Raw genomic sequence first — 1631 nt, forward strand, 5'->3', positions numbered from 1 at the left:
ACCTATCTCATGGATGTACATCAAAATGATGGGTGGCGAGGGCCAACGCCTAGCGACTGAATACGCTATTTTGAATGCTAACTACTTAGCTAAAAAATTAGCTGAGCACTACCCTGTTCTTTACACTGGCCGTAATGACCGCGTCGCACACGAGTGCATCATCGACCTGCGCCCATTGAAGGAAGCATCCGGTATCAGCGAAGAAGACGTCGCTAAACGCCTGATGGACTTCGGCTTCCACGCACCGACTATGTCGTTCCCGGTACCGGGCACACTCATGATCGAGCCGACCGAGTCCGAATCAAAAGCCGAACTCGACCGCTTTATCGAAGCCATGGCGCAAATCCGCAGCGAAATTGCCCAAGTCGAACACGGTGAGCTAGACGCCGAAAACAACCCACTCAAGCATGCGCCACACACAATGGACGATTTAGTGGATTCAGATTGGAACCGCCCTTACACCCGCGAACAAGCAGTATTCCCAGCACCATTCGTACGTATGGGTAAAGTATGGCCAACGGTGAACCGTATCGACAACGTATACGGCGACCGTAACCTGTTCTGCTCGTGTGTGCCGATGGACGCTTATGACACGGCTGAGTAATGATTGATGACTGTTAATTAAGTCTGTGACTATTTTAATTAAGTTTGTGACCATAATTAAGATTGTGACTGACTAAGCTGTTTATAGATTTGAAAGGCGAGCCTTGAGTGCTCGCTTTTTTATTTTGGTAAAAATTGGCAGTTAGTGTAACAAGCGAAATATTTCACTAAATATTTATACAGCAACTGTAATAATAAACAGTTGCTGTTGGTTGGTAACAAAATTTGTGTAGGTTTTAATGACAGTGTCATTTTTTACAATCTTATGTAATTTTTTATATTCAATAGGTTATATGGTTTTTAGTAGTGTTTTTATAGACGAAATACTTTTCGATTATGTGTTATTCAGGTTTAGTCATTTTTGCAAATCTACGGGGGCAAGGAATAGATACTTTAAAATTTGCCTCGGAAAAGTAGCCTTGGTCGATGACCGAAAAGGGCGTATTGCGGAAGTCGTTAGTCGCTCTGTAACAGTCAGCTCAAGACAAGTTGCAGACATCGTCGCAGGCATTTACGGCTGGTTTGGAGCGCAGCGAAAAAACGTTCCGACAACATGCGCGTGTTATATTTTGCTTACCTCAAGTCGAAGCTGGTACCCTTTTTGATACTCAAAATGCAAAGCATTGGTAATATTATTCAGGTACGAAAATATACACATTGATTTGTTAATTATTCCTCTATCAGCGGAAACTAGGGCATTACAATAAGATGCCATTCCAGCGTGCTGCCCATCTGACATTACGTTCTTGATCTTGTCTCTTTTCGCAAGGCCTTTGTCGGGGCTTATGCCTAACATATTGAGCACAATATATGCCCCAGATATTGCACCGTGCTGAGTATGCTGAACTCCGTCAATACCCGTAATTGGTTCGAAGCCAAAGAACTGAGTCTTATTGATATTTGGTATTGAAGGTGAAATTAAATCCCAAATTTCATCAATTGCAGATTCATACTTCTCGACAGCTTTCCGATTTTCGCTTGTAACCCCTAACGCTCTTCTTGTTTTATCAATTGGGAGCCTGTTCTTT

At 42.9% G+C, this 1631-nt stretch carries 1 protein-coding gene and 1 pseudogene; one reads left to right on the forward strand and one right to left on the reverse strand.

Annotated features, from left to right (window positions below; all coding sequences use genetic code 11):
• Positions 1-604, forward strand: a pseudogene (locus KO497_RS01990) (glycine dehydrogenase (aminomethyl-transferring)); the annotation flags it as partial.
• Between the two features lie 561 nt (positions 605-1165).
• On the opposite strand, the gene KO497_RS01995 reads toward KO497_RS01990, so the two are convergent.
• Positions 1166-1631: hypothetical protein (locus KO497_RS01995; protein WP_215942295.1), on the reverse strand; the 466-nt coding region annotated here is incomplete at its 5' end.

Source organism: Pacificibacter marinus (genome assembly GCF_018860665.1).
Taxonomy (GTDB): Bacteria; Pseudomonadota; Alphaproteobacteria; order Rhodobacterales; family Rhodobacteraceae; genus Celeribacter; species Celeribacter marinus_A.